Here is a 19886-nt window from a genome sequence, read left to right as displayed (position 1 = left end):
AGGCGCCGGCGTCCACGGCTGGAAGCAGGCCCTCAACGCCTTGGACATCTTCTTCCCAGGCCGCATCCCCATCGATGTCCGATAGTTAGACAGGATAGGGCGTTACACAGAAATTCGGACAGGCTCGTCCCCCGGAGCGGTGCCCGCCCCCATCCCGCTGGGCGCGGCCTGCGCGCCCGAGCCGATGCTGGCCAGACATGTGGCGGCGAGGATCATCGCCGCGCCGGCGCTCACCACTGATCTGGCTGTGCGTCTCCATTGTGGACGTCTGAACATCGGTGCTGCCTCCCTCAGAACGACCCAGGGTGAAGATGGGCCATGGTGGACCTCCCCATGCACCGCGCGGGTCACGCCGGTTGCCCGAATGGACACTATGATCGAGAAGAAAGGACGATCAAGAACTTGCCGTGAGCAACTTGTCGCTAACGGTTGCCAGGCTGGCGGCGCGCTTGCCAATCATTGTCAAGACCATGACGACGAGAGTCGGGCAGGGATGCCCATCGATCCCGGGCGGTGCTGTGGCCGAGGACGACGAAGCGACGGTGGACGGTGCTGATTCGGCCGACGAGCCGTTCCCCCTGCTGATCGCGGTGACCCTGTCGCCGGCCGAGCGCATCCGGCTCGCCGAGCGCCTCGACGGCATCGCGCCGCTGCTGCTGGTGGCGGACCTCGACGAGCTGCGCCGGCTGATCGCGGCACCGCCGCCACCCGAGGCGGCGACCGAGCCGGTTCCCGTCGCCACGCTGGTGATCGACTCGGCCCGGTCGACCGCACGCTGCGGGACACGCGAGGTCGCCCTGACCCGACTGGAGCACGACCTGCTGACCTGCCTGACGACCGAGCCGGTACGGGTGTGGAGCTATGCCGAGCTGCACCGCTCGGTCTGGCGCGACGAGGGGCGCGAGCGCAAGGCGGACGTCCAGTCACTGGTCAAGCGGCTGCGCCGCAAGCTGCACGATCTCGGCACCGGCGCCACCATCGACGCCGTCCGTGGCGTCGGGCTGCGGTTGACCGACCACCAGCAGGCCCGCGTCGAACGGGCCTGACGCACGCGGTTCAGTGGCCGGTGCCACCGCCCGGTGCCGGGGACGCCCCCGGCTCGGACGGCATCCGGGTGATCGGCGGCAGGATCAGGGCGATCAGGGCGACGACCGCGATGACCGTGAACGGCAGCGTGTAGCTCTTGCCGCTCGCCTCGTACAGCAGCGACGTGACCAGCGGGCCGACCACGCCGCCGATGCTCCAGGCGACGATCATCGCGCCGTAGATGGCACCGCCGTTCGGGGTGCCGAAGTAGTCGGCCGCGGTGGCGGGCATCGTGCCGAAGCCGCCGCCGTAGGCGAGGTAGACCAGGGCGGCGAGGACCGCGAAGAGCGCCAGCGACGCGGCGTGCGGCAGGATGAAGAAGCAGATCGCCTGGAGCAGCAGCATCCCGAGGAACGCCGGCATCCGCCCGGTGCGATCGGACAGCCACGCCCAGACCACCCGCCCGGCCCCGTTGAACAGGCCGAGGACGCCGACCAGGGTGGCCGCGGTCGCCGCGCTCGCCCCGGTGATGACCTGGGTGGCGTCGGACGCCTGGGAGATCAGCGCGATGCCACACGCGACGTTGACGGCGAGGATGCCGGTGAGCAGGTACCACTGCCGGGTGCGCAGCGCCTCGCGCAGCGTGTAGACCCGGGTGCCGGCGAGGGCCCGGCCGGCGGTCTTCGGGGTGAACCCCGGCACCTGGTACCCCGCCGGCGGGTTGCGGAAGAACGACGCCCCGAGCAGGACCGCGATCAGGTACGCGACGCCCAGCGGAAAGAACACGCTGGTGGGGTCGTCGGTGCCGTTGAGCAGCCGCTTCGCGACCGGCGCGACGATCACGGCGCCGAAGCCGAACCCGGCGACGGCGATGCCGGTGATCAGGCCGCGCCGGTCGGGGAACCACTTGGCGAGCATCGCGATCGGCGTGATGTAGGCGGCGCCGAGGCCGATCCCACCGAGCACACCGTAGGTGAGCACCAGCAGCCACAGGTCGTCCCCGGACGACGTGAGCGACGCCAGCATGTTGCCGACGGCCTAGAGCACGCCGCCGCCCAACGCGACCGGTCGTGGTCCGCGCCGGTCCTGGATGCGGCCACCGACCAGGCTGCCGATGAAGATCGTGCCGATCGCCACCTCGAACGGCAGCACCGCCTGCCACTTGGCCCAGCCGAACTCCTGCTGCAACGGTGTGTTGAACACGCTCCACGCGTACACCGCGCCGAGCGCGAGCTGGACGAGCACTGCGGCGACGACGAGACCCCATCGACCCCGCGTCGGTGTGGACCGTCCCGGATCAGTTGCGGTGTGTGCCATGAGCTGAGTCCCCCGTCTGTCGGCTCATTGGCTGGCCCCTGCTGGTCGAGCTACGTCCCCTTCTCGGCCGGCGACCGGCCCTGCCTGCTGTCGCGCCGCTCCCGTTGCGGCACGACGGTGTACTTCGGGTCGCGCGCCGATACCGTGCCGGCGTCGAAGATGCCGAACCGGGTGGCGACGGACGACGCCACCAGGGCCGCGCCGGACAGCACCGCCAGGACCCGGCTGCGTCGGCTGAGCAGCGCGCCGACGGTGCCCACTCCGAGCAGCACGTTTCCGGCCCGGACCAGGCGGCCGCTGCGACCCCGCCGGTAGGGCTCACCGGTCAGGCTCGACCGCCCCATCCGGTGACCGCCGACGAACTTGATGGTCGCGGCGGCGACGGTGAGCCGCCGCAGCGGCGCGGTATCCGCGGCGGGTGCCGCGATGAGGCCGACCCCGGCGGCGGCGGCGAGCCCGCTGCCGCCGAAGACGAACGGCAGGAAGGGGTACGCGTCGTGCCAGGCCGGCACGGCGGTGTCGGCGAGCAGCACCCCGGTGTACGTGGCCAGCGCCGGGGCGGTGGCCGCCGCGGCCAGGCCGGCGACGTCACCGACGGTCGGTGCCAGCCGCCGGGCGAGGCCGAACACACCGTGCTCGGGCAGCCGCGGCGCGATCTCGGCGATCGCGGCCACACCGGCGGCCGGGCCGAACGCGGTGAGGATCCAGGTGCCCATCGACATCGGCGAGGTCAGCTTGACGACCCGCAGCATGTGGTGGAACCGGTCGGGCCGTCCGAGGTCGTGCACCAGCAGGTACGCGCTGGCGGCGATGCCGCCCAGGGCCGTCCACCGCCCCACCTGGCGTAGCCGGGGCCGTCCGGTGAGTTGGGCACCCGCCCCGATCATCGCGCCGCCGGCGGCGAGGCCGCCGGTGAACAGGTAACCGGCGATGTCGTGCTTCCAGACCGGCGCCTTGAGAATGGGCCGGCCGTAGTAGGAGGTGAAGTCGGCCGGCGGCACGGTGAGCTGCTCACCGCCGTCACCACGACCCCGACCGCGCTTGCGGTGACGCCGCCCGTCCGGTTGGTCGAGCTGGGCCTGGAAGTCGCGGAACCGGGCGCCGACCGGCTCGTTCGACGGCGAGTCGGTCATGGCCGGCCGCCGAGGAATCCGAACACCGTGGCGGCCGTGATGGCCAGCGCGGCGAGGCCGGCGTGTTTCCACATCTTCGGCAGGTCGCGGGTGGTGACGACCGGGTCGGGTGGCAACCCGTACACCTCGGGCTCGTCGAGCAGCAGGAAGAACGCCCCGTCACCACCCACACCGTCGTCCGGATCATGCCCGTACAACCGCGCCTCCGGCACCCCCCGCTCGTGCAACACCTCCACCCGCGCCGCCGCCCGCTCCCGCAACTCCCGCACCGGCCCGTACTGGATCGACTCCGTCGGACACGCCTGCGCACACGCCGGCGTCATCCCCGCACCCAACCGGTCGTAACACAGCGTGCACTTCCACGCCCGACCATCACCCTTACGCTGATCGATCACCCCGTACGGACACGCCGACACGCAGTACCCACACCCATTACAGATGTCCTCCTGCACCACCACCGTCCCGAACTCCGTCCGGAACAACGACCCCGTCGGACACACATCCAGACACGCCGCGTGCGTGCAGTGCTTACACACATCCGACGCCATCAGCCAGCGGAAGTCCGTCCGGCCCTGCGCACCGCTTCCCCGGCCCGGCGGCTGCGTCCCCGGCATCCCGAGGAAATCCGGCCCGGCCGACATGCGCGCCGCCGCGACCGGCGAGCCGGGCGGCAGGCCCGGTTCCGTTCCGGTGTCGGCGCTGGTCCGCGCCCCCACCGCCGCCGTCGCCGGGCTGACCGCCGGCCCGTCCGGGTTGCCCTCGAAGGCGGGCGTGGCCCAGCCGACCGGGCGGGGCTGCTCGATGAACGCGACGTGCCGCCACGAGTTCGCGGTCAAGGCGCCCGTGTTGTCGTACGACATGCCCAACATATCCAGACCACTCTGCGGCACACCGTTCCACTCCTTGCACGCCACCTCACACGCCTTACACCCGATACACACACTCGTGTCGGTGAAGAACCCCATCCGCGGCGGCGCGTCCTCGTAACCGGCGTCCGGCGCCGGATCCAGCGGCCCGTACAGGGCATTGGCGTGGGGCATCGGTCAGACCTCCTGGTCGGGGCCGTCGGTCGTGACCTGCGGCGGATAGTGCGGGTTGAGGTCGCCGGACCGCCGCCGGTAGTCGACGACGAGGTCCAGCAGCTGCGGGCCTCTCGGGCGTCGGCCGGATCGGATGTCGCAGGTGCCGACCTTGCTCTCCTGGATGAGCACGTTCGGGTCGAGGCTGATGCCGAACAGGTCGTTGGCCGAGTCGCCGGTCACCAGACCCTCGAAACCGAAGTGGTACGGCAACCACACCTGGTGGATGATCCGGTCGTCGACGCGCAGCGGGGTGAGCCGATCCGTCACCAGCACCTTCGCCTCGATGGCCGCGCGGGCGGTGACCAGGTGCGCCCAGCCCAGGTGGGTGAGCCCGCGTTCGACCGCCAGCTCCGGTGACACCTCGACGAACATCTCCGGTTGCAGCTCAGCGAGGGGCGACACGGTACGGCTCATCCCGCCGGCGGTGTGGTGCTCGGTGAGCCGGCTGACCGTGAACACGTACGGGAACACCTCGCTGTACGGCTCCGGCGGGCTCGGGTTGAGCGTGTTGATCGGATGGGTGTAGACCTTGCGGGTCGGGTTGGCCTGCTGCTGGTAGAGCGGGTTGCGCACCGGCGACTCGACCGGTTCGTAGTGCGACGGCAGCGGGCCGTCGAGCACGCCGGTCGGCGCGTACAGCCAGCCCTTGCCGTCGCCCTGAAGGATGAACGGGTCGTCGCCGGCGATGCCCGCCACTCCCGAGGCGTCCCGGGCCGGCCGGTAGGACGGCGGCTTGTTCTTCTCGAAGTCCGGCACGTCGTAGCCGGTCCACTCCTGCTTGTCCGCGTCCCACCAGACGTAGCGTTTGCGCTCACTCCACGGGTTGCCGTCCGGGTCGGCGGACGCCCGGTTGTAGAGGATGCGGCGGTTCGCCGGCCAGGCCCAGCCCCACTCCGGTGCCACCAGTGACTGCTCCGCGCCGGGTTTGCGGCGGGCCGCCTGGTTGACGCCGTCGGCGTACACCCCGGTGTAGATCCAGCAACCGCCGACGGTCGAGCCGTCGTCCTTCATCTCGGTGAACGACGACAGCGGGCGGCCGGTCGCCACGTCGTACCCGTTGATCTCGCGCAGGACCGACTCGGCGCTCGGCTCCGCGTGCGGACCGTGCGTGGGGTAGTTCCAGTTCAGGTCGAGCAGCGCGCGATCGCGGACCCGGGTCGACGACGCCAGCCGTTCCCGGATGACGCGGCCCAGGTGGTAGAAGAACCACAGCTCGGAGCGGGCGTCGCCCGGGGCGTCGACGGCCTTCTCCCGCCACTGCAACAACCGCTGCGTCTGGGTGAAGGTGCCCTCCTTTTCCACGTGGGACGCGGCGGGCAGGAAGAACACCTCGGTGCGGCACTCCTGCGGGACGATCTCGCCGGTGGCGACCTCCGGGCCGTTCTGCCAGAACGTCGCACTCTCGATCATGAACAGGTCCCGGACCACCAGCCAGTCCAGGTTCGCCATGCCCAGCCGCTGCGCCCGACCGTGCGCCGACCCGACCGCGGGGTTCTGCCCCAACAGGAAGTAACCCTTGATCTTCCCGTCGATCATGTTGAGCACCTGCTGGTAGGTGCCGTGGTCACCGGTCATCCGCGGCATGTAGCCGTAGCAGTAGTCGTTGTCGGCGGTCGCGGCGTCACCCCAGTACGCCTTGAGCAGGTTGACGCCATAGGTGCGCGCGTTGCCCCAGAAGCCCTTCTGCCCGGGGTGCCGGATGCTGTCCACCCACTCGTCGAAACTCGGGTGGTCCGCGTGGTGTGGCATCGGCAGGTAACCGGGCAGCAGGTTGAACAGCGTCGGGATGTCCGTGGAGCCCTGGATGCTGGCGTGCCCGCGCAGCGCCATGACGCCGCCGCCGGGCCGCCCCACGTTGCCCAGCAGCAGTTGGATGATCGCGCCCGCGCGGATGTACTGCACACCCACGCTGTGCTGCGTCCACCCCACCGAGTAGACGAGCATGCTGGTCCGCTCCCGGCCGGAGTTCGCCGCCCAGGCCTGCGCCAGTTCGAGGAACTTCTCCTGCGGGATCCCGCAGACCCGCTCCACCATCTCCGGGGTGTAACGGGCGTAGTGCCGCTTGAGGATCTGATAGACGCAGCGCGGATGCTGCAACGTCTCGTCGCGCTCGGTCTCACCGCCGACCGGTGCGCCGTGCGACTCGTGCTCCAGCCCGGCCGCGGTCTCCCGCTGGGTCTCGGTGTCGCGGGTCGTCGCGTCCTGCGGGTGGCCCTCGTACCGCCAGCTGGCCTGGTCGTAGGAGGCGTTGTCGTTGTTGAAGCCGGAGAACAGCCCGTGCAGGTCCTCGGTGTCCGCGTACTCCTCGGTCACGATCGTCGCGGCGTTGGTGTAGGCGACCACGTACTCCCGGAAGTCGAGGTCGTTGTTCAGGATGTAGCGGATCACGCCGCCGAGCAGGGCGATGTCGGTGCCCGCCCGGATCGGAAGGTACGCGTCGGCCAGAGCGCTGGTCCGGGTGAACCGCGGGTCCACATGGAAGACCTTCGCACCCCGCCGCTTGGCCTCCATCACCCACTGGAAACCCACCGGATGCGCCTCGGCCATGTTCGAACCCTGAATGACGATCATGTCGGAGTTCGACAGGTCCTGCTGGAACTGGGTGGCGCCGCCGCGACCGAAGCTGGTCCCCAGACCGGGGACGGTGGCGGAGTGTCAAATACGGGCCTGGTTCTCGATCTGCAACGCCCCCATCGCGGTGAACAACTTCTTGATGAGGTAGTTCTCCTCGTTGTCCAGCGTCGCCCCACCCAGGCTGGCGATCCCCAGCGTCCGGTTGAGCGGCCGGCCCTCGTCGTCGACGTCCTCCCAGGTCTCGTCCCGGGCGGCCAGGACACGGTCGGCGATCATGTTCAGCGCCGTGTCGAGGTCGAGGTCCTCCCACTCGGTGCCGTACGGTCGGCGGTAGCGGACCGTCGTCTGCCGCAGCGGACTGGTCACCAGACTCTTGCTCGCCGAACCCTTCGGACACAGCCGACCCCGCGAGATCGGGCTGTCCGGATCACCCTCGATCTGACTGACCTGCCCGTCCTTCACGTACACCCGCTGACCACAGCCCACCGCGCAGTACGGACAGACGGACCGGGCCACCGAATCGGCCGTCTCGGTGCGCGCGCTCAGCGCCCGGGAGCCAGCGGACTTGGCCGCCGCGCCCCGGCCCAGCGGGTCGGTGCCGGTGAGCTGCCGGTAGACCGGCCAACCCTCGATCCAGCTCCGCACCCCCATAGCCGCACCTTCCCGACTAATCCGACTAATGCGAACAGCCTGACATTAGTCGAGCTGTCGGATCGGGCGCAGTGGAACCGCGGGGCGGTCAGCTGGGCTGGAGCCGCCCCACCGCCTGGTCGCTGAAGGTCTTGTAACGGTGCAGCGTCCAGAACAACCAGCCGATGCTGATGATCGCCAACACGACGAAGACCAGCGAGCCGGACAACGTGTCCCAGAGGGTGTGCAGCACGACGACACCCAGGAACGTGCCGATGAACCCGAACAGCCGTCCGACGCTCGGGCTGGCCAGCAGCGCCCACAGCGCACCGGCGGTGAGCCCCGTCCAGGCGGTGTGACCGGCAGTCGCGGTCAGCCCGCGGATGAACAGCGTCTGCTCGACCGCCCCGATGTTGCCCTGAGAACTCAGCAGCGCCGTGAAGGCGTACCCCATCGTCTCCAGCGCGGCGAAACCCATCCCGGCGGCCACGCCGATGATCAGCCCGTCGGACGGCACCCGGCCGCGGTGCTGGGCCACGGCCGTGAACAGCAGCACCACCGGGACGATCAGCTTCGCCGACTCCTCGATCAACGCCACGAACAGCATCGGCAGGGCGCCCAGACCCCGCAGGGTGTCGTACTCCAGCGTGCCGGCGACCACCGTACCGATCACCCCGCCGAAGAACGCCGACGTCACCAGCACCGACGCCGGCACCTGCCACCGCCCGGTGCGGGCCTGCGCGAACGTCAGGAACGTCAGGGGGACCAGGGTCGCCCCGAGCAGGATCAACGCCGGTACGAAGTTCGGATTCTGCGTGCTGACGAGCGTCCGCAGCACCGCCAGATACAGAACCAGCCCGACGACGAACACGCCGAGCCACGCCCACCGGCGCGAACGATCTCCCATACCGCGCAGTTTGGCGGATCACTGTTACGAAGACCAGCCACGGTGCCAAGATCCGTACGACTCCGCGCGGAGGCGCGGTCCACCAACGATCGGCGGACTTCTGGTCATCTCTTCTGGAACATCAACGCCGTCACCTCTGTGGTCACCTTGATGGCCCAATCAAGCTGTGGACAGTCGTTGCGACCGCGACACTCCAGGCACCCACCTACCCGCCATGGTCGGTCGAGAGCCCGAGTCCAGTGCGCGTCCAGAACCCCCTTGGCGATGAACAGCTCAGTTGCCTTCGAGGCCGGCTCGTCGATCGGCATCGTCGCACCCTTCCCGCGATCATGGTTAGCCCCACCTGGGGGCAGAGTCCGCGCCCCGCACTCCCCAGGTGGGTCTGTCGCCGGGAACCTCGGAGTTTGCCGAAACCAGGGAACCCGACTAAGTAGGCAACTTATTCCTACTTGTAGGAGCAGGTCAAGCAAAAGCATGGAACTTGTTGGAACAGGTCCGCTCGTGATCGAATCAGGGTGCCGAAACCAGGGACCTACGGAGATCGATTCATGCCGACCGAGAGAGTGGACTACCGGCGCATCGCTACCGAGATCACCGAAAAGATCAAGTCCGGGAAGCTTGCGCCGGGTGAGAAGCTACCGTCCACACGCGAGCTGGCTGAGACGTACGGCGTGCACATTTCTACGATCAACCGGGTCATGACGATCCTCAAGGACCGCGAGCTGGTCGAGGGACATCCGGGCAAGGGTGTCTATGTGGCCGAGCCCATGCAGTCGCAGTAGAACGACCTTCGCGGCGTGCGTACGTTGCGAGTGGGTGGCCGACCCATCACATGATCGTTGGCAGTTGAGCTGTTCGACACGCCGAGCGCCGCCCTGCCGAGGTACCACTGATCGCCGCGACGATCCCGCACGCGTACGGCAGGCGACCCGGACGACGCTCAGACGACACGCACCAGCCGGAAGCGTTCGGTCACCACCAGGGTGTCGTCGTCGACCGTGAAGCCTGGATCGCCCAGCTCGGCGCGTACCTCGTCGCTGTGCCAGAACGCCTCGTGCCCCGCGCGCCACTGCGCCACCGACTCGTCGCCCTCACCCTCGTCCTGGGCGTGTCGCAGGTCGACGTCTCCGAGCCGGATCACCCGTACGTCGGTCAGCTCGATCACGGCGACCCGCCGGCCCTCGGAGTCCACCACGGCGGACCGTTGGCCCACCTCGGGCAGCGGCTCGTTCGCACGCTCATAGCCGACCAGCAGGCCGGTGGTGGAGGTCTTCGCGCCGGACAGGATCGCGGCCACGAGGGTGTCCCGCAGCGGCCCGGGAAACGCGAACTCGGCGAGCGGTAGATCATCGAGGTCCATTCGCGGAGGGTACCGACGTCAGCTTTCCCCGCTGCCCCGGAACACCTTCCTGGCGACGCTCATGGCGGACACCGCCCTCGGCCAGCCGGCGTAGAACGCCAGGTGGGTGATCGCCTCGATCAGCTCCGTCTCGGTGAGGCCGTTCTGCTTCGCGAAGTCGAGGTGAAAGGTGAGCTGCTCGGTGTTACCGCCGGCCACGAGGGCGGCAACGGTGACCAGGCTGCGGTCGCGCTTGGACAGTTCCGGGCGCTCCCACGCCTGCCCGAACAGCACGTCATCGGTGTACTCGACGAGAGCGGGCACGAAGTCCCCGGGCATCTTCTGGGCATTGGAGATTTCGTGTGCGTTCACGTCACCATTGAATCGGGGCGGGTCGCCGGGCAGGGCATGTTCGACCGAAGGGGGGTGTCGCCCGCCGAACGCTGCTTCCGATCGACCGACGACCGGGGCCGGCGGGGGTGGCGGCGTCAGGAAGCGGCGATGCCTTCCGTGGATGTGGCATCCGGCGAGGCCGTCAGGGCAGGAACTCGGCCGTCAGGCTGATCAGGGCGCGGGCGGCGGCTCCCACCGGACGGTCCACCGGGGTGGCGAGCGACGCCGTCCAGTCGAGGTCGGCGTCGGTGACGGTCAGCAGGCGCACGCCTTGCGCGTCGGCGACGGCGAAGCGGGGCAGCAGGGCGACGCCGAGGCCGTGCCGGACATGGTCGGCGCCGGTGGCGATGTCGGGGATCTCGATCGTGACGCGTCGGGTCAGTCCGGCGGCCGCGAACGCCCGGTCGGTCACGGCACGGTTGCCGTACCCGACCGGGGAGTCGATGAAGTCCAGCCCGGCGATGTCGCCGAGGGTGACCGCCTCGCGGGTGGCGAGCGGGTGGTCGTCCGGCACGACGAGGTCGAGGACCGAGCGGGCCAGTTCGGTGAGGTGGATCTCCGCCGGGGGTGTGCCGGGCAGGGACACGAACGCCAGGTCGAGCCGGCGTTCGGTGAGGGCGTCGATGAGGCCCTGGGAGCCGTGCGGGGCGACGCTGGTGTGCAGCAGCACCCCGGGGTGCCGGCGGTGGAACTCGCCGAGCAGGGCGGGCAGACGCAGGAGCCTGGTCGACGTCATCGTGCCGATGCGCAGGGTGCCACGGAGGCCGCCGTGCACCTCGGCGACCGCGTCGCGGGCGTCGCGGGCCGCGTCGAGGGCGATCCGGGCGCGCGGCAGCAGGGCGGCGCCGGCGTCGGTGAGGAGTACGCGTTTGGAGTTGCGGTCCAGCAGCGGCGCGCCCAGTTCGCGTTCGAGGGTCTTGACCGCCGCCGAGACGGCGGACTGGACGACGTGCAGGCGGGCGGCGGCGCGGGTGAAGTTCTGCTCCTCGGCCACGGCGACGAAGTACTCGAGTTGGCGGAGTTCCACACCATCAAGTATCACTCATCGCGATCGTTGCCAGCATCAACTTTCGTTGGACGTGATGCTTGGGTGGGGCGACAGTGGGGTCATGTCGTTGTCGACCCTGTCCCCCAGCCCCGCCGCGCCCCACCGCACCGAGGGGACGTCCCGCCGCCACGGCCGTGGCTTCTGGGTGATCGCCCTGGCGTTCCTGACCGCGATGGCGTTCTGCACCGTGCCGACCCCGCTCTACCCGCTCTACATGGCCCGGGACGGCTTCTCCACGTTCATGGTCACCATCGTGTTCGCGGCGTACGCGGTGGGTGTGGTGATCAGTCTGCTGCTCGCCGGGCACGTCTCGGACTGGATCGGCCGCAAGAAGATCCTCATTCCGGCGCTGGCGTTGGAGCTGGTCGCCGCCGCGCTGTTCCTCGGCGATCCGTCACTGCCGGTGCTGCTGGTCGCCCGCCTGGTGAGCGGACTGGGCATCGGCATGATCACCGCGACCGCCACCGCGTACCTGCAGGAGCTGCACGCCGCGCACCGGCCCGACGCGTCCCGGCAGCGCTTCGAGGTGGTCTCCACCGCCGCCAACATCGGTGGCCTCGGCGTCGGCGCGCTGGTCGCGGGCGTCCTCGCCCAGTACGTCCACGCGCCGTTGCGCACCCCCTACCTGGTGTTCGCCGTGCTGCTGGCCGCGAGCATCGTGGCGGTCGCGTTGACCCCGGAGACCGTCGACGAACGGCTGGTCAAGCCCACCTACCGGCCGCAGCGGATCAGCGCCGACCACGGCGACCCGGCCGGGTACGTGGCCGCGGCGGCCGCCGGGTTCGCATCGTTCGCCGTGTTCGGCCTGTTCACCTCCGTCGCCCCGAGTTTCGTCTCCGGCGTCCTGCACCTGCCGTCGCGTGCCCTGGCCGGCGCGATCGTGTTCGCCGTGTTCGGTGGTGCCGCCGTGGCGCAGACCCTCACCAACCGGCTCGCCGCCCCGGCGAAGGTGCGGCTCGGGCTGCTCGCCCAGGCGCTCGGCGTGCCGACCCTGCTGATCGGGATGCACGTCGCCAGCCTGACCGCGTTCCTCGTCGGCGGTGTGGTCGCCGGCATGGGCGCCGGCGTGTTGTTCAAGGCCGCCGTCGGCACCGTCGCGGCGATGGCCGCACCCGCCAAGCGCGGCGAGGCCCTGGCCGGGCTGTTCCTCATCGCCTACCTGGGGATGAGTCTGCCGACCATCGGCATCGGGGTCGCCACCCGAAGCGTCAGCACCCTCACGGTCATGAACTGGTTCACCGGCCTGCTGGTGGTCGTGCTCGCCGGCGTGACGGCACTGTTCCGCCGCAGCACCGCAACCCGCTGACCGGGGGCGCTCAGCGCGGGTCGCGCCACCACGATCCGAGGAGGGCCGGGTCGGCGACGAAGCTTGCGACCTGCGTACGCTCCGGCTCGGTCACCGTCAGCGCGCGGAGGCGGGCGCCCCACTCGGGCACCTGGCCGGTCTTGCCCAACGCGACCGACAGCTCGATCAGCGCGGCCAGCGCCATCGCCTGCTCGATGGTGTTGCCCGACGGGTCGACGATGCTGAACCGCGACGCGCCGGCACGGAAGCGGGTCACCCGGGGCAGCCCCTTGACCAGAGGCCGGCAATTGTGCCAGCACCGGCGGCGGACCTCGACGGGTTTCCGTCTCCTACCCAGGGAGGAGGCCCGCTCCGACCGGCGACCGCAGGCGGGGCTTCCGGTCGGACGCGAGCGGCGGGCACGGCCACGAGCATCTACAGACATGACTACCGTTCTGCGCCGGGCGACACGCTGGAACCGCCCACTGATGGCCCTGGTCTCCGTGATGACGGTGCTCGCCGTCGTCGCCGCGGTCGGCGTCCTCGTCGATCCGCGCGTCCTCGTCGGGGCGCCGATCTGGCTCAAGCCGTTCAAGTTCGCGGTGTCGTTCGTGCTGTACGGCGCGACGCTCGCCTGGATGCTCTCCCTGTTGCCTCGGCGTAGCCGGGTCGCCGAGACGGCGGTCACGGTCATCGTCACGGTGGCGGTCGTCGAGAACGCGTGGATCGTCGCTCAGGTGCTGCGCGGCCAGACCAGCCACTTCAACGCCAGCACCCCGCTGAACACCGCGCTGTTCGCGGCGATGGGCGCGGCGATCATGGTGTTGTTCGTCGCGCACCTCGTCATCGGCATCGTGGTCCGGATCCGCCGGATCCCCGACCGGGTCGCCGCGACCGCCGTCGGATGGGGGCTCGGATTGTCCCTGCTGGGCATGCTCGCGGCGGTGCCGATGGCGCTGCCGATGCAGGACCCGGGGATCGAGGGGATCGGCGGGGCGCACAGCGTCGGTGTGCCCGACGGTGGACCGGGGCTGCCGGTGGTCGGCTGGAGCACCACCGGTGGCGACCTGCGGATCGGGCACTTCGTGGGGCTGCACGCCCTCCAGGCGCTGCCGATCCTGGCGATCCTGCTGACCCGGTTCGCCACGCGGCTCGATGAGCGCACCCGCGTCCGGCTGCTGGTCGTCGCGGGCGGCGCGTACGGCGTACTCACGGTGGTGTTGACCTGGCAGGCCCTGCGCGGACAGCCGCTGCTGCGGCCGGACGCCCTCACGCTGGCCGTGGTCGCGGCCCTGGTGGTCGCGACGGCGACCGCCACCGGCCTGGTGCTGGCCCGCCCGCGCCGCCCGCAACTGGCGCTGGCCGCATGACCGCGACGCTGTTCTCCCTGACGTTCGCGGTGGCCGCGCCGTTCTGGGCGCTGATGATCCTGCTGCCCCGCTGGTCGTGGACCGCACGCATCATCGCCTCGCCGCTGATCGTGCTGCCGGTCGTGCTGATCTACGCACTGCTGGTGCTCCCGGCGTTCGGTGACGTGCTGCCGGCGGTGGCCTCGCCGACCCTGGCCGGGGTGCGGGACCTGCTCGGCACGTCCGACGGGGCGGCGGCGGGCTGGGCGCACATGATCGCGTTCGACCTGTTCGTCGGGCGGTGGGCCTGGTTGGACAGCCGGGAACGGGGGGTGCCGGCGCTGGTCATGGCTCCGGTGCTGCTGCTGACCATCCTGCTCGGGCCGCTCGGTCTGGCCGCGTACCTCGCGGTCCGGGGCCGGTGGCGCAGGTCGCCGGCCGCCACCACCGGCCCGCAGCACCTAGGCTGACCACCGTGGGCTGGCCGGGGCGACTGTTCGACATGCGGGACGCGCTCGTGCGGATGGTGCTGCTCGATCTCGCCGGGGTGGGCTACCTGCTCTTCGTCCCCCACGCCACCAGCGCTCCGACGCCGACACAGTGGATCCTCGCGGTGCTCGCGTTCACCGTGGGGCTGGCGGTGCATCGTTGGCCGTTGGTCAACCTGGCGGCGCAGGCCACCCTGCTGGCGGTCGCGATCGGCCTGGTCGACGACTTCACGATCAACCAGGTGGGTGCCAGTTGGGCCCTGCTCGAGGTCACCATGCGGGCGCGCCGCCACCGGACCATCTGGCTGTCCGCGGCGCTGCTCGTCGTGGTTGACCTGACCGACTCGATCGGCAACCCGCTCGGCCAGGTCGCCTCCGGTGCCGTCGGGCTGGCCCTGGAGGTCGGTGTGCCGGTGCTGCTCGGCCTCGTCATCCGCACCAACCGGGAGCTGAGTCGGCAGGCCGTGGAGCGGGCGGTGGCCGAGCAACGCCAGCACGAGTCGGAAAGCCGCGCGGCGCGCGCCGACGAACGCAGCGCCATCGCCCGCGAGCTGCACGACGTCGTCGCGCACCACGTGGCGTCGATGGTGCTGCGCGTCGGCGTGGCCCGGCACGTGCTCCCCGAGCTCGACCCCCGGGTGGGCGCGGTGTTCGACGACGTGCACGGCACCGGCACCGCGGCCCTCGCGGAGCTGCGCCGGCTGGTCGCGGTGCTGCGCGACCCCGATGGGGTACGCGGTGACGCGGCGCTGACCGCCATCGACCCGTCGGGGTTGCCGGCGGCGCTCGGCGCGACGGTCGACCGGGCCCGGCAGACCGGTGTCACCGTGGAGGCCGACATCGATCCGGCGGTCGGCGCACTCGACGCCGTACGGGGCCTGGCGGTGCTGCGACTGACCCAGGAGGCGTTGACCAATGTGGCCAAGCACGCCGGGCCTTCCGCGCTGGCGCGCCTCGTGGTCGCCGTCCGCGACGGCGCCGTGCACTGGGAGGTGTCGGACGACGGCCGCACCGGCATGCCGACGGCGGTGCCGACCGGCGGCGGCCACGGCATCACCGGCATGCGCGAGCGCGTCGAGGTCCTCGGCGGACGGTTGGGGGCCGGCCCGACGGAGACGGGGTTCCGGGTGCGGACCGTCCTCCCGGCGTTGACCCCCACCGTCGAGCCGTCGGCCCGGTCGGTGCCCCGCGACCGCGAGGCCACCGCCGGGTCGCCCGCACCGGAGCCGGCGTGATCCGCGTCCTGCTGGTCGACGACCAGCACCTCATCCGCTCGGGCCTGCGCATGCTCTGCGAGGCGCAACCCGACATCGAGGTCGTCGGGGAGGCCGACAACGGCCGCGAGGCCAGCACCCTCGCCGCGCGGCTCCTCCCCGACGTCGTCGTCATGGACCTGCGCATGCCCGGCGTCGACGGGATCACCGCGACCAGTCGGATCCTCGCCGAACGTCCCACCACCCGCATTCTGGTGCTGACCACGTTCGGCGACGACGACCATCTCTATCCCGCCCTGACGGCCGGCGCCTGCGGGTTCCTGCTCAAGGACGCGCCCCCCGCCGACCTGCTCGACGGCATCCGCCGGGCCGCCCTCGGCGACAGCCCGTTCAGCCCCGAGGTGCTGCACCGCCTCGTCCAGCGGGCGGTGCACGCCCGCGCCGAGACGCCGCGACCGGTGCAGGGGCTCACCGCCCGCGAACGGGACGTGCTGGCCCTGGTCGCGGAGGGCCTGTCCAACACCGAGATCGCCGACCGGCTGCACATCGGTGTGACCACGGTCAAGACCCACATCACCAGCCTGATGACCAAGACCGACAGCCCCAACCGGGTACGCCTGGCCCTGTTCGCGCGCGGCGTCTGAGGCGGGCTAACGACCGCAGGCGTAGCCCTGCATGCCGCGCGGGTTCGCCCCGGCGGCGAGCACCCCCGTCGCCGGGTCGCGGGTCACCGCGCAGAGCCGACCGAGACTCCACGCGTCGGAGAGCCGCACCTCGTGCCCGTACGACCGCAGAGCCGCCACCACGTCCTCGTCGAGCCGGTCCTCCACCATGAGGACGCCGGGCTCCATCTCGCGCGGATAGAACGACCCGGGCAGGCTGAGCGTGTGCCACGCGGGTGCGTCGATCGCCTCCTGCAGGGGCTGGCCGTCGATGAGATGACGCAGCAGCAACGGCACCTGCCACTGGTCCTGCTGGTCGCCACCGGGCGTGCCGCACGCCAGGATCGGCTCCCCGTCGCGGTGCACCATGGTCGGGCTGAGCGTCGTCCGCGGCCGGCGGCCCGGCGCCAGCGACGAGGCGAGGCCCTCCTCCAGCCAGAACATCTGCAACCGGCTGCCCAGCGGGAAGCCCAGCTCCGGGATCGTCGGCGAACTCTGCAACCAGCCGCCGCTCGGGGTCGCCGAGATCATGTTGCCCCAGCGGTCCACCACGTCCACGTGGCAGGTGTCCCCCCGGGTCACCCCGTCGGAGCGCACCGTCGGCTCCCCGGTGGTCGCGTCCGGGGCGACGGCACGACGGCCGGCGCCGGGGCGCACGTGGGCGGCCAGGCGCGGCTGCGCCCCGTCGGGGCGCCCCGGCCGCAGCCGCACCGACGCCTCCGCACCGATCAGGGCGGCCCGCTCCCGCGCGTACCGGGGGGAGAGCAGCGCCTTGGCGGGCACGTCCGCGCCGTCGCCGTACCAGGCCTCCCGGTCGGCGAAGGCGAGCTTGAGCGCCTCGACCTGGGCGTGGATGCCGGCCGCGGTCGCCGGGTCGTACGCGCCGGGGTCGTCGAGCGCGTCGAGGACCGCCAGTGTCTGCAGCAGCACGGGGCCCTGCCCCCAGAAGCCGGTCTTCGCCACCGAGTAGCCGTGCCAGTCGAGAGTGGCCGGCGCCTCCCAGGTCGCCGAGTACGCAGCCAGGTCGTCGCCGGTGACCAGGCCGGCGTGCGGGCGCCCGCTGGAGTCCTGGAACGCCTGCCGGCTGAACCGGTCGATGGCGTCGGCGACGAAACCCGTGCTCCAGGCCCGGCGCGCGGCCTCGATCTGCGCCTCCCGGTCGGCGCCGGCCGCCCGCCCGGCGTCGACGAGCCGGCGCAGGGTGCGCGCGTACGCCGGGTTGGTGAACCGCTCCCCCGCCGCCGGCGCGCTGCCGCCGCGCAGCCACAGCTGCGCGGACGTGGGCCAGTGCTCCTCGAACAGCGGGCGTACGGCGGCCACCGTGTCACCGACCCGGCCCAGCAACGGGTGGCCGGCCCCGGCGTAGTCGATCGCCGGCTCCAGCACGTCGGCGAGGAAGAGCGTGCCGTGGTCGCGCAGCAGCAGGAGCCAGGCGTCCACCGCGCCGGGTACGGCCGCCGCGAGCGGCCCCGCGCCGGGAATGAGGTCCATCCCGAGGGACCGGAAGTGCGCGATGGTGGCACCGGCCGGCGCCGGCCCCTGGCCGCACAGCACCTTCGGGGTGGGGTCCTGCGCGGTCGCCACGATGGCCGGCACCTCCCCGCCGGGCCCGTTGAGGTGCGGTTCGACGACGTGCAGGACGAACCCGGCGGTGACCGCGGCGTCGAAGGCGTTGCCTCCGCGTTCGAGGGTGCCCATGGCCGACTGGCTGGCGAGCCAGTGCGTCGAGGACACCATGCCGAACGTGCCCTGCAACGTCGGTCTGGTCGTGAACGTCATGACAACACCTCGCACGGTTGCCGCCCGGGCTGGACTCGGGTGGCACGCTACCCGCAGTCAGCTGGCGGGACGCGCCTCGGACCGGCCCGACCCGCCTCGGGAGAGGCTGAGCAGGACACCCAGCGCGAGCACCGCCACCACCACGCTGAAGATCTCGCCGGCGGGACGCAGACCGTTCGTCTGGATCAGCAGGCCGACCCCGACGGCGGGCACGCCGAGCATGGCGAACAGGATGGCGAAGAAGGTGGACACCGTCTCGGCCCGGTGCTGCGGAGCGGTCCTCATCGTGATCGTGGCGATGCCGTCGCCGACCGCCACCCCGGACGCGACGCCGAGGACCGCGGCGCTGATGACCAGCTCCGGTACGCCGCGCACCGCGATGATCGCGATCAGGGCCAGCGCCAGCACGATGACCCAGGGCAGCCGGAGCGGGTCGGGTGCCACGTCCGACACGATCCCGGCCAGCAGGGTGCCGGCGGCGAGACCGACCAGGGTTCGCGAAGATCGACACGGTGGTGGCCCGCTTCGGGTGCCGCGGGTCGATCAACTCGGCCAGGGCCGCGGTCGCCAGCCCGATGATCAGTGCGCCGAGAGGCCGGCGAGCACCCCGCCCCACGACGATCATCGCGAGGTCCACAGCGAACAGGAAGATGGCGTCGGCGACGACGGAGAGGATCAGCGCGGCAAGGATGACCGGGCGGCGGCCGATCTGGTCGGAGAGCCGCTTCCCGCACCCTCCCCCGTCGCAGCCCCTCTTCCCGCGTGCAGAATGGGTCCTGGCCCTGGCGGAGATGGGGTATCCGCGCTCTTTAGACGGGTCAGGGCCTACCTCGATTGCCCCGTGAGGTGCTGGACGACATCCCGAAGTGGCTCTCATGCCATGCCGCAGGCGGGTTCGGCGTGCCTCCGTGACCCCGGCCGTGCGCTCCCACCGCGCGCAGCCCCGCAGCCTCATAATACTGCCCGGGGACGGCGGCGGCATATCCCGACGGTCCGGGAACATGGCTTGCCGGCATGCCTCCGGGAACCGCGCCGTACGCCTGCCGCCGGTCCGCCCAGCCGGCCGCCGACTGGCCGAAGTACGGCATGCGGGCACGAGGCCCCAGGGCGTCCGACAGGCTCGGCAGGTTGTGGCCCGGAGCGGACGGCGGCGCGTCGGCCACCAGGGAAGGCTGCTGCGGGGCGGGAGTAGCCACCGGGGGCTGATTCGCCTCGATGCCCAGCTCTTGCAGGGTCGGACGGAGACTCGGGTCGTTCCGGCACTGATCGATCAGACCCCCGATGCGCGTCGCCAGAGGAATAGTTTGCAGTTGGACCGCGCTCTGACACATGCTCCAGCGCAGCCTGTCACCGTTCGCCTGCGCAGCCAGTTTCCAGCTCTCCAGGGTTCCTGGGGCTTGCAGCGACCAGGCTCGAACTAGATGCTTCTCGTCCTTCTTGTAAGAGCGACCGGCAATAGGCGTTACTTGAGTCGGCGGGTGGTGGGTCGGGTGTCCCAGCGGTAGAGCGTGCGGGCTCGTTGGATGAGTTGACGGATGGTGACGATCGCTGCGGCCAGGTACAGGTAGAAGTCGATGATCTGGGCGTTGCGGTCGGTGCAGCGGCGGATCTTGCCGAAGCCGTTCATCCAGGAGTTGGTTCTCTCCACGACCCAGCGTTT

Annotated in this window: 20 protein-coding genes and 1 pseudogene; 7 read left to right on the top strand and 14 right to left on the bottom strand. The window is 71.0% G+C overall.

The genetic code is table 11. The features are described from left to right. Positions 1–470: 470 nt before the first annotated feature. Entirely contained in the window at positions 471–1046 is a 576-nt protein-coding gene (locus F8271_RS20390) for a winged helix-turn-helix domain-containing protein (protein WP_151491430.1), read from the top strand. 10 nt (positions 1047–1056) lie between these two features. Here F8271_RS20390 and F8271_RS20385 read toward each other — a convergent pair whose 3' ends face one another. The 7 genes from F8271_RS20385 to F8271_RS20355 form a co-directional block, all read right to left on the bottom strand. Further along, entirely contained in the window at positions 1057–2052 is a 996-nt protein-coding gene (locus F8271_RS20385) for an OFA family MFS transporter (RefSeq protein WP_225854650.1), read from the bottom strand. 12 nt (positions 2053–2064) lie between these two features. Beyond that, a complete protein-coding gene (locus tag F8271_RS33285; protein ID WP_225854649.1) occupies positions 2065–2343 on the bottom strand; it encodes a hypothetical protein in 279 nt (92 codons plus the stop codon). 50 nt (positions 2344–2393) lie between these two features. Then, positions 2394–3476 (bottom strand): NrfD/PsrC family molybdoenzyme membrane anchor subunit, encoded by a 1083-nt coding sequence (nrfD, locus tag F8271_RS20380; RefSeq protein ID WP_151491429.1) that lies wholly within the window; start codon positions 3474–3476, stop codon positions 2394–2396. After that, positions 3473–4516 (bottom strand): 4Fe-4S dicluster domain-containing protein, encoded by a 1044-nt coding sequence (locus tag F8271_RS20375; RefSeq protein ID WP_151491428.1) that lies wholly within the window; start codon positions 4514–4516, stop codon positions 3473–3475. The genes nrfD and F8271_RS20375 overlap by 4 nt, the downstream gene beginning before the upstream one ends. 3 nt (positions 4517–4519) lie before the next feature. Further along, a complete protein-coding gene (gene fdh, locus F8271_RS20370) occupies positions 4520–7783 on the bottom strand; it encodes a formate dehydrogenase (protein ID WP_255473717.1) in 3264 nt (1087 codons plus the stop codon). Positions 7784–7871: 88 nt separating this feature from the next. Continuing rightward, positions 7872–8669 carry a PrsW family intramembrane metalloprotease gene (locus F8271_RS20360; RefSeq protein WP_151491425.1) on the bottom strand — a complete coding sequence of 266 codons (798 nt, stop codon included), beginning with the start codon at positions 8667–8669 and terminating at the stop codon, positions 7872–7874. A 104-nt stretch (positions 8670–8773) separates the two neighbouring features. After that, positions 8774–8977: a hypothetical protein gene (locus F8271_RS20355; protein ID WP_151491424.1), complete on the bottom strand. Its 204-nt coding sequence runs from the start codon at positions 8975–8977 to the stop codon at positions 8774–8776. Between the two features lie 240 nt (positions 8978–9217). Here F8271_RS20355 and F8271_RS20350 point away from each other — a divergent pair, with 240 nt between their 5' ends. Continuing rightward, positions 9218–9451 (top strand): GntR family transcriptional regulator, encoded by a 234-nt coding sequence (locus tag F8271_RS20350; RefSeq protein ID WP_151491423.1) that lies wholly within the window; start codon positions 9218–9220, stop codon positions 9449–9451. A gap of 158 nt (positions 9452–9609) precedes the next feature. Here F8271_RS20350 and F8271_RS20345 read toward each other — a convergent pair whose 3' ends face one another. From F8271_RS20345 to F8271_RS20335, 3 genes are all read right to left on the bottom strand, one after another. Further along, the gene (locus F8271_RS20345) at positions 9610–10029 is read right to left on the bottom strand and encodes an ASCH domain-containing protein (RefSeq protein ID WP_151491422.1); all 420 of its coding nucleotides are present in this window, start codon (positions 10027–10029) and stop codon (positions 9610–9612) included. Positions 10030–10047: 18 nt separating this feature from the next. After that, positions 10048–10380: a carboxymuconolactone decarboxylase family protein gene (locus F8271_RS20340; RefSeq protein ID WP_225854648.1), complete on the bottom strand. Its 333-nt coding sequence runs from the start codon at positions 10378–10380 to the stop codon at positions 10048–10050. A gap of 163 nt (positions 10381–10543) precedes the next feature. Then, the gene (locus F8271_RS20335; RefSeq protein WP_151491421.1) at positions 10544–11428 is read right to left on the bottom strand and encodes a LysR family transcriptional regulator; all 885 of its coding nucleotides are present in this window, start codon (positions 11426–11428) and stop codon (positions 10544–10546) included. An 82-nt stretch (positions 11429–11510) separates the two neighbouring features. Between F8271_RS20335 and F8271_RS20330 the strand changes: the two genes are divergently transcribed. Then, positions 11511–12755: an MFS transporter gene (locus F8271_RS20330; protein WP_151491420.1), complete on the top strand. Its 1245-nt coding sequence runs from the start codon at positions 11511–11513 to the stop codon at positions 12753–12755. Positions 12756–12765: 10 nt separating this feature from the next. Here F8271_RS20330 and F8271_RS20325 read toward each other — a convergent pair whose 3' ends face one another. Further along, a complete protein-coding gene (locus tag F8271_RS20325) occupies positions 12766–13011 on the bottom strand; it encodes a hypothetical protein (RefSeq protein WP_192580375.1) in 246 nt (81 codons plus the stop codon). Between the two features lie 166 nt (positions 13012–13177). On the opposite strand from F8271_RS20325, the gene F8271_RS20320 reads away from it, so the two are divergent. The 4 genes from F8271_RS20320 to F8271_RS20305 are packed head-to-tail and all read left to right on the top strand — an operon-like array spanning position 13178 to position 16429. Beyond that, positions 13178–14104, top strand: coding sequence for a hypothetical protein (locus F8271_RS20320; protein WP_151491419.1), 927 nt, complete (start codon positions 13178–13180; stop codon positions 14102–14104). Continuing rightward, positions 14101–14553 (top strand): ABA4-like family protein, encoded by a 453-nt coding sequence (locus F8271_RS20315; RefSeq protein WP_151491418.1) that lies wholly within the window; start codon positions 14101–14103, stop codon positions 14551–14553. The genes F8271_RS20320 and F8271_RS20315 overlap by 4 nt, the downstream gene beginning before the upstream one ends. 5 nt (positions 14554–14558) lie before the next feature. After that, positions 14559–15806: a sensor histidine kinase gene (locus tag F8271_RS20310; protein ID WP_151491417.1), complete on the top strand. Its 1248-nt coding sequence runs from the start codon at positions 14559–14561 to the stop codon at positions 15804–15806. Continuing rightward, complete coding sequence (locus F8271_RS20305; RefSeq protein ID WP_151491416.1) at positions 15803–16429, top strand: response regulator transcription factor; 627 nt, start codon at positions 15803–15805, stop codon at positions 16427–16429. Before F8271_RS20310 ends, F8271_RS20305 begins: the two co-directional genes overlap by 4 nt. 6 nt (positions 16430–16435) lie before the next feature. Here the strand turns inward: F8271_RS20305 and F8271_RS20300 are convergent, their stop codons facing one another. The 3 genes and pseudogenes from F8271_RS20300 to F8271_RS20290 form a co-directional block, all read right to left on the bottom strand. Further along, entirely contained in the window at positions 16436–18226 is a 1791-nt protein-coding gene (locus F8271_RS20300; RefSeq protein ID WP_151491415.1) for a gamma-glutamyltransferase family protein, read from the bottom strand. A 57-nt stretch (positions 18227–18283) separates the two neighbouring features. Then, positions 18284–18670 carry a hypothetical protein gene (locus tag F8271_RS20295; RefSeq protein ID WP_151491414.1) on the bottom strand — a complete coding sequence of 129 codons (387 nt, stop codon included), beginning with the start codon at positions 18668–18670 and terminating at the stop codon, positions 18284–18286. A 1018-nt stretch (positions 18671–19688) separates the two neighbouring features. Beyond that, positions 19689–19886: pseudogene (locus tag F8271_RS20290) on the bottom strand (IS5/IS1182 family transposase); the annotation flags it as partial.

Source organism: Micromonospora sp. ALFpr18c, from assembly GCF_008868155.1.
Taxonomy (GTDB): Bacteria; Actinomycetota; Actinomycetes; order Mycobacteriales; family Micromonosporaceae; genus Micromonospora.
Note: the sequence above shows the minus strand (reverse complement) of the source record. Positions and strands in the feature narration are given on the sequence as shown.

Excerpts from the sequence above, each read along its gene's own strand:
- F8271_RS20350 (WP_151491423.1), top strand. The coding sequence starts at position 9,218 with ATGCCGACCGAGAGAGTGGACTACCGGCGCATCGCTACCGAGATCACC.
- F8271_RS20320 (WP_151491419.1), top strand. The coding sequence starts at position 13,178 with ATGACTACCGTTCTGCGCCGGGCGACACGCTGGAACCGCCCACTGATG.
- F8271_RS20355 (WP_151491424.1), bottom strand. The coding sequence starts at position 8,977 with ATGCCGATCGACGAGCCGGCCTCGAAGGCAACTGAGCTGTTCATCGCC.
- F8271_RS20315 (WP_151491418.1), top strand. The coding sequence starts at position 14,101 with ATGACCGCGACGCTGTTCTCCCTGACGTTCGCGGTGGCCGCGCCGTTC.
- F8271_RS33285 (WP_225854649.1), bottom strand. The coding sequence starts at position 2,343 with ATGGCACACACCGCAACTGATCCGGGACGGTCCACACCGACGCGGGGT.
- F8271_RS20345 (WP_151491422.1), bottom strand. The coding sequence starts at position 10,029 with ATGGACCTCGATGATCTACCGCTCGCCGAGTTCGCGTTTCCCGGGCCG.
- F8271_RS20300 (WP_151491415.1), bottom strand. The coding sequence starts at position 18,226 with ATGACGTTCACGACCAGACCGACGTTGCAGGGCACGTTCGGCATGGTG.
- F8271_RS20390 (WP_151491430.1), top strand. The coding sequence starts at position 471 with ATGACGACGAGAGTCGGGCAGGGATGCCCATCGATCCCGGGCGGTGCT.
- nrfD (WP_151491429.1), bottom strand. The coding sequence starts at position 3,476 with ATGACCGACTCGCCGTCGAACGAGCCGGTCGGCGCCCGGTTCCGCGAC.
- F8271_RS20385 (WP_225854650.1), bottom strand. The coding sequence starts at position 2,052 with ATGCTGGCGTCGCTCACGTCGTCCGGGGACGACCTGTGGCTGCTGGTG.
- F8271_RS20375 (WP_151491428.1), bottom strand. The coding sequence starts at position 4,516 with ATGCCCCACGCCAATGCCCTGTACGGGCCGCTGGATCCGGCGCCGGAC.
- F8271_RS20360 (WP_151491425.1), bottom strand. The coding sequence starts at position 8,669 with ATGGGAGATCGTTCGCGCCGGTGGGCGTGGCTCGGCGTGTTCGTCGTC.
- F8271_RS20330 (WP_151491420.1), top strand. The coding sequence starts at position 11,511 with ATGTCGTTGTCGACCCTGTCCCCCAGCCCCGCCGCGCCCCACCGCACC.